At 63.2% G+C, this 6,055-nt stretch carries 8 protein-coding genes; 1 reads left to right on the top strand and 7 read right to left on the bottom strand.

Going from position 1 to position 6,055, the window contains the following annotated elements:
• Positions 1–969: OprD family outer membrane porin (locus ACILRN_RS15185; protein WP_395689696.1), on the top strand; the 969-nt coding region annotated here is incomplete at its 5' end.
• A gap of 263 nt (positions 970–1,232) precedes the next feature.
• Here ACILRN_RS15185 and ureG read toward each other — a convergent pair.
• The 7 genes from ureG to ACILRN_RS15150 form a co-directional block, all read right to left on the bottom strand.
• Positions 1,233–1,859, bottom strand: coding sequence for an urease accessory protein UreG (gene ureG, locus ACILRN_RS15180; RefSeq protein WP_395689695.1), 627 nt, complete (start codon positions 1,857–1,859; stop codon positions 1,233–1,235).
• Positions 1,856–2,500 carry an urease accessory protein UreF gene (locus tag ACILRN_RS15175; protein ID WP_395689693.1) on the bottom strand — a complete coding sequence of 215 codons (645 nt, stop codon included), beginning with the start codon at positions 2,498–2,500 and terminating at the stop codon, positions 1,856–1,858. The genes ureG and ACILRN_RS15175 overlap by 4 nt, the downstream gene beginning before the upstream one ends.
• Complete coding sequence (locus ACILRN_RS15170; RefSeq protein WP_395689691.1) at positions 2,490–2,933, bottom strand: urease accessory protein UreE; 444 nt, start codon at positions 2,931–2,933, stop codon at positions 2,490–2,492. Before ACILRN_RS15170 ends, ACILRN_RS15175 begins: the two co-directional genes overlap by 11 nt.
• Positions 2,933–4,636, bottom strand: coding sequence for an urease subunit alpha (ureC, locus tag ACILRN_RS15165; RefSeq protein WP_395689689.1), 1,704 nt, complete (start codon positions 4,634–4,636; stop codon positions 2,933–2,935). The genes ACILRN_RS15170 and ureC overlap by 1 nt, the downstream gene beginning before the upstream one ends.
• Before the next feature lies 1 nt (position 4,637).
• Positions 4,638–4,943 carry an urease subunit beta gene (locus ACILRN_RS15160; protein ID WP_395689687.1) on the bottom strand — a complete coding sequence of 102 codons (306 nt, stop codon included), beginning with the start codon at positions 4,941–4,943 and terminating at the stop codon, positions 4,638–4,640.
• A 9-nt stretch (positions 4,944–4,952) separates the two neighbouring features.
• On the bottom strand, positions 4,953–5,255 hold the full coding sequence (locus ACILRN_RS15155) for an urease subunit gamma (RefSeq protein ID WP_395689685.1): 303 nt from the start codon (positions 5,253–5,255) through the stop codon (positions 4,953–4,955).
• 9 nt (positions 5,256–5,264) lie between these two features.
• Positions 5,265–6,055 (bottom strand): urease accessory protein UreD (locus tag ACILRN_RS15150; RefSeq protein WP_395689683.1); only part of this gene is annotated, 791 nt, incomplete at its 5' end.

Raw genomic sequence — 6,055 nt, 5'->3', positions numbered from 1 at the left:
GATCAGGACGGTTTTTCGGTCCTGGGCCAAGCCTATGCGGCCCTTCGCTACGAAGACCAAGTGCTGACCTTTTACCGCCAGTTGGTAGATCAGCCGGAGGTAAACCCGCATGATAACCGCATGGTGCCCAATACCTTCGAGGGCATATCGCTGAAAGGTGATCTTGGTCTTCTGTCCTACTACGCTGGTTACCTCACACGAATGAAAACGCGTGATGCGGATGATTTCGTCAATATGGCGAAAATTGCCGGAGTTGACCAAGATGAGCCGATGTATCTGGGAGGCCTCTCTTTCGCTCCTGATAAAGATCTTTCGCTGAAGACATCACTTTATGTGGTTCCAAATCTTCTGGCCTCCTCTTACACGGACGGGTCTTGGATGACGGGGCAGTTGGATGGTGATCACATCAAGCTGTCGGCACAGTTCATGATACAGTCCGGAATAGGTGATCAGCTACTCACTGGCTCTGAATTCGTGACCTGGATGGGCGGTGTACTGGGGGAGGTCCGGCGTGGTGATCTAACCCTTATGGCGGGCTACACCGCCAACGGAACGGATAATGACTGGCGCTACCCCTATGGCATGTGGCCAGGTTACACCAACATGATCATCGGCGTATTTGCCCGGGCAGAAGAACAGGCTGCTCTGTTAGGCGCAACCTATGATCTCTCGGGCATTGGCCTCGAGGGACTGACGCTTGGTGCCCAAGCCGCGCTCGACACACATGTGGCATCAGGGCGTGCCAAGTGGTACGAGTATGATTTTTCCGCTGATTACAGTTTTTCCGCTATTGAGAATTCTCCGCGCTGGCTGTCGCCACTGTCGCTGGGCGTGCGGTACGCAATCCTGCAAAGCGACAATGTTGGTCCTGAGAGCGATGAGTCCGACCGGATTCCTGTAAGGCTTGATTCAGACGAACTGCGCGTGATTATGAATTATCAAGTCCAGTTCAGTGGTAAAGATCTCTAGAGCTGACAAAAAGGCATCATGCGACTGAGGCTTACAGGGCAGGCAAGAGCGTATGCCGGATCGGGGCGCCCAAGGAAGTGCCATTGGTGAAGTTGGAATATCCCGATCTGACTCAGCAGGGATGCACCTTCGCGTCTGTCTCCAGCAAAATCGTTCTCGGCCTCTGAAGTCGTGTATTTGCGCGATGGATAATCGAGGTTGTATCGGATCTTCACGCCCGTACCTGGCTTGATATCTTTTGAGTGCTTGCGTTTGATGTCGAATCACGCAGTATCGAGACCTCCAGCCGTCTCGATGAAGGCGATCACCTCATCCAGGCCCTTCTGGCGCAGCATGTCGGTGAACACATAGGGCCGCCCGCCGCGCACCCGCCGCGTATCGCTGTCCATGACATCGAGATCGGCCATCACATGCACCGCGAGATCGGCCTTGTTGATGATCAGCAGATCGGAGCGGGTGATGGCCGGGCCGCCCTTGCGCGGAATCTTTTCGCCCTGGCAGACCGAGATCACATAGAGCGAGATATCCGCGAGGTCGGGTGAGAAGGTGGCAGCCAAATTATCGCCGCCCGATTCAATGAAAATGACATCGAGGCCGGGATGGCGTTTCACCATTTCATCGACCGCGGCGAGGTTGATTGAGGCATCCTCGCGGATCGCGGTGTGCGGGCAGCCGCCGGTTTCCACGCCCATGATGCGGTCCTCGGGCAGCGCCTGCAGGCGGTTGAGGATCAGCGCGTCTTCGCGCGTGTAGATGTCGTTGGTGATGGCCGCAACGGAGTATTTGTCCCGCATCGCCTTGCACAGCTTTTCGGTGAGCGTGGTCTTGCCGGACCCGACGGGCCCGCCGATGCCAACCCGCAATGGGCCGTGGGAGGATGCTTTGCTCATGAGCGGAACACGCGGCTGTGCTGGGTTTCGTGGCGCATCGCGGCGATATCCGCCGCGATGGTGATGGCGCCGAGATCTTCGAGGCCGGCGATTGCGGCCCGCGTGGCCACGGCCGTGATCACGGGCGCGAGATCGCGCAGCGTTTCGAGCCCCGCCGTCTGGCCGATCGGAACCAGGCGCACCGCGACGGAAACCAGCGCGGCGGAAAACCCCTGGAGAAAGGCGAGAAGCGCATCGGCGCGGCTGATGCCCATTGCCGCACAGGCGGCACCCGCCGCCACCGGATAGGCGATCTCGTCATCGTCCAGCGGTGGTGCTGCAAACACCCCGGCTGCGATGCGGAAGGCGCGGCCCAGCTGGGTGGTCTCGAGATGGCGCTCCCGCGACACGGCAAGCGCCAGCGCCAGTTCATTGAGCTCCGATGGGGAGTCTTCCCAGCAGCGGGCGAACAGCACGGCATCATTCCAGCCGGAGCCGCGCGTCAGCAGATCTTCAATCCACGCCTTCAGCGCTTCGCCATCCTTGATCTTGCCGGACTCGATCGCCCATTCGAGCCCATGCGAATAAGCGAAGGCGCCGGTCGGAAAGGCCGGCGACATCCAGGTCAGGAGCAACAGAAGCTGGCGGGGCTCAATGTGCATGGCTGTGATAGGCGCCATGCTGCGGCGAGAACGGTTCGATGACGTCCTGTACGGTGGCGCCCAGCGCCTCCAGCATGGCGCGGATCACGGCATCGCGGCGCAGCAGGATCCGGCCATCGCCGATCTGGGCCGGCAGGTGCCGGTTGCCGATGTGCCAGGCAAGCTCCGTCAGATGTCGCGGACCCGCCGCCCTCACTTCCATCAGCTCTTCCCTTGCGGCCACCACCTGCGCCACGCGGCCGTCATCGAGGATAAGCCGGTCGCCATGTTCGAGATGGGCCGGTTTTTCAAAGTCGATGAGAATGTCTTCGCCGCCCGCCAGCGTGATGCGCTTGCGCCGGATGTGGCGCTGATCGGCGTCGAGCGTCACCAGGTCGAAGGGCTGTTCGCCGGGGACTTCGGTGCGGCGGAAGGATGTGGCGCGCCTGGTCATCAGTACAGGAAATAGCGCTGCGCCATGGGCAGCACACTGGCCGGCTCACAGGTGAGGAGTTCGCCGTCGGCGCGCACCTCATAGGTTTCCGGATTGACCTCGATTGCCGGCGTGGCGCTGTTGTGGATCATCGAGGCCTTGGAAATGCCGCCCCGCGTGTTCTCCACCGCGACCAGCTTTTTCGCAACGCCGAGCCTGGCCTTCAGTCCGTGATCGAGCGCGGCGCGGCTCACGAAGGTGACGGCGGAATTCTCCATCAGCTTGCCGAAGCTGGCGAACATCGGGCGGTAATGCACTGGCTGCGGCGTCGGGATCGAAGCGTTGGGATCGCCCATGGGCGCTGCCGCGATCGAGCCGCCGAGCAGCACCATCTCCGGCTTGATGCCGAAGAAGGCCGGATTCCACAGTACCAGATCGGCGCGCTTGCCCACCTCGACCGAGCCCACTTCATGGCCGATGCCCTGGGCGACGGCGGGATTGATCGTATATTTGGCGACATAGCGCTTGACCCGCGCATTGTCCGCCCGGCCGTCGCCGGGCAGGCTGCCGCGCTGCACCTTCATCTTGTGCGCGGTCTGCCAGCAGCGGATGATGACCTCGCCCACCCGGCCCATGGCCTGGCTGTCCGACGACATCATCGAGATGGCGCCGAGGTCGTGGAGGATGTCTTCCGCCGCGATCGTCTCCTTGCGGATGCGGCTTTCAGCAAAGGCGATGTCCTCGGGAATGCGTGGCGACAGGTGATGGCAGACCATCAGCATATCGAGATGTTCGGCCACGGTGTTCCTTGTATAGGGCCGCGTCGGGTTGGTGGAAGACGGCAGCACATTGGCGAGCCCTGCCACCTTGATGATATCCGGCGCGTGGCCGCCGCCCGCACCCTCGGTATGGAAAGTGTGGATGGTGCGGCCCTTGAAGGCGGCGATGGTCTTCTCGACGAAGCCGGACTCGTTCAGCGTGTCGGTGTGGATCGCCACCTGCACGTCGAAGCGGTCCGCCACGGCAAGGCAGTTGTCGATGGCGGCGGGGGTGGTGCCCCAGTCCTCATGCAGCTTGAGGCCGCAGGCGCCGGCCAGGATCATTTCCTCGAGCGGCGCGGCAAGCGAGGCGTTGCCCTTGCCCATGAAGCCGAGGTTCATGGGAAATGAATCCGCGGCCTCGATCATCCGCATGGTGTGCCAGGCGCCGGTGCAGGTGGTGGCCAGCGTGCCATGCGCGGGCCCGGTGCCGCCGCCCAACATGGTGGTGACGCCGGAGTAGAGCGCCTCCTCGATCTGCTGGGGCGCGATGAAGTGGATATGGGTGTCAACGCCGCCTGCCGTGAGAATGCGGCCTTCGCCGGCGATGATCTCGGTCGACGGACCGATGATGAGCGTCACGCCCGGCTGGGTATCAGGGTTTCCCGCCTTGCCGATGCCGGCGATGCGCCCATCCTTGAGGCCAACATCAGCCTTATAGATGCCGCTGTGATCGACGATCAGCGCATTGGTGATGACGGTATCGAGCGCCCCCTCGGCGCGCGTTGCCTGCGACTGGCCCATGCCGTCGCGAATGACCTTGCCGCCGCCGAATTTTACTTCCTCGCCATAGACGGTGAAGTCCTTCTCGACCTCGACGAACAGTTCGGTATCGGCGAGCCGCACCCGGTCACCCACGGTGGGGCCGTACATCGTGGCATAGCTGGCACGGGAGATGGTGGCCATGTCAGAGCTCTCCCATGATCTTCTGCTGGAACCCGAAGATGCGCCGCTTGCCGCCGAACGGCACCAGCCGCACCTCGCGGCGCTGGCCCGGCTCGAAGCGGACAGCGGTGCCGGCGGCAATATCGAGCCGCATGCCGCGCGCCTTGTCCCGGTCAAAAGCCAGGGCCTCGTTGGTTTCGAAGAAATGATAGTGCGAACCGACCTGGATGGGCCGGTCGCCGGTATTGGCGACGATGAGCGTGACCGTTGCGGCGCCCTTGTTGAGTTCGATATCGCCGTCTTCCGTGATGACTTCGCCGGGGATCATGACGCGCTCCTAGCGGATCGGCTGGTGAACGGTGACGAGCTTGGTGCCATCGGGGAAGGTCGCCTCGACCTGCACCTCATGGATGATGTCGGCGATGCCCTCCATGACCTGGGCGCGGCTCACCACCTGCGCGGCGCTCTCCATGAGATCGGCGACGCTGCGGCCGTCACGCGCCCCTTCGACCACATAGTCAGTGATCAGCGCCACGGCTTCAGGATGGTTGAGTTTTACGCCGCGCTCCAGCCTGCGGCGCGCCACCATGGCCGCCATGCTGACAAGCAGCTTGTCTTTCTCACGCGGGGTGAGCTGCATAATTTTTCCTCACAGCGACCAAGTCTTGGGCAGACCTCCGGGCTCTGCCAGCACTGTGAGGGCTGGAATCAGGGCTTTGCGCAGGTCGAACCCGTCACGCCCTGTCATCCTTGCAACGATCTTGCCAGACCAGGCGCTGGCCGACCCCTGGCCGCCGATGGCCGTCCGCACCCGGTCGAGGCGGTCTTCGGCGTCCGGCATCACCGCCAGAACGGTGGCGAAGGCGCGGTCCTCACCCAGCGTTGCGGCGCTGACGGGCGGCGCGCCATCGATGGCCAGATCGTCGGCGAACACCAGCCTGCCGCCCTGGCGGATGCGCCAGCGGTCATGAAGCTGCACCTGCTCGACGGTTTCGCCCATCGCCTCGCGGCCGAGGATGACCGGCTCGACGGCGAGCAGCCGGGCCTCCGGGGCGAGATCGGCCTCGATCCGCCGCCTGAGCCGCGCGCCGTTGAACAGGATCGTCTCCTGCGGCAGCCACATGAGCTGCGCGCCGCGCCATGCGGATAGCTTCACCGCCACTTCGGCATCAGCACCCAAGGACCGGTAGACCCGTTCGGCCGCCTGTGAGGTGACGGTCAGCCGCGCGCCTTCCTCGGCGGTGATGTCGAAGGAAAAGCGGTCGCCGCCCGCCAGCCCGCCGCCGGTGTTGATTAGGATCGCTTCATGGCTGCGCGCCGGCAGCCGCACCTTGGCGGCCTGCGCCTCTCTGAGCCGTGTCAGCCCGCCCGCCCCCATGGCCAGCACGACCTCACCTTCCGCACGCTGATGGCGGATGTGCTCGCCGGTCATGAGGGACC

Origin of the sequence: Aestuariivirga sp. (assembly GCF_044238155.1) — a bacterium.
Classification (GTDB): domain Bacteria; phylum Pseudomonadota; class Alphaproteobacteria; order Rhizobiales; family Aestuariivirgaceae; genus Aestuariivirga.
The sequence above is the reverse complement of the archived record's forward strand: the minus strand, read 5'-3'. Positions and strand labels throughout refer to the sequence as shown.

Excerpts from the sequence above, each read along its gene's own strand:
- ureC (WP_395689689.1), bottom strand. The coding sequence starts at position 4,636 with ATGGCCACCATCTCCCGTGCCAGCTATGCCACGATGTACGGCCCCACC.
- ACILRN_RS15170 (WP_395689691.1), bottom strand. The coding sequence starts at position 2,933 with ATGACCAGGCGCGCCACATCCTTCCGCCGCACCGAAGTCCCCGGCGAA.
- ACILRN_RS15175 (WP_395689693.1), bottom strand. The coding sequence starts at position 2,500 with ATGCACATTGAGCCCCGCCAGCTTCTGTTGCTCCTGACCTGGATGTCG.
- ACILRN_RS15155 (WP_395689685.1), bottom strand. The coding sequence starts at position 5,255 with ATGCAGCTCACCCCGCGTGAGAAAGACAAGCTGCTTGTCAGCATGGCG.
- ureG (WP_395689695.1), bottom strand. The coding sequence starts at position 1,859 with ATGAGCAAAGCATCCTCCCACGGCCCATTGCGGGTTGGCATCGGCGGG.
- ACILRN_RS15160 (WP_395689687.1), bottom strand. The coding sequence starts at position 4,943 with ATGATCCCCGGCGAAGTCATCACGGAAGACGGCGATATCGAACTCAAC.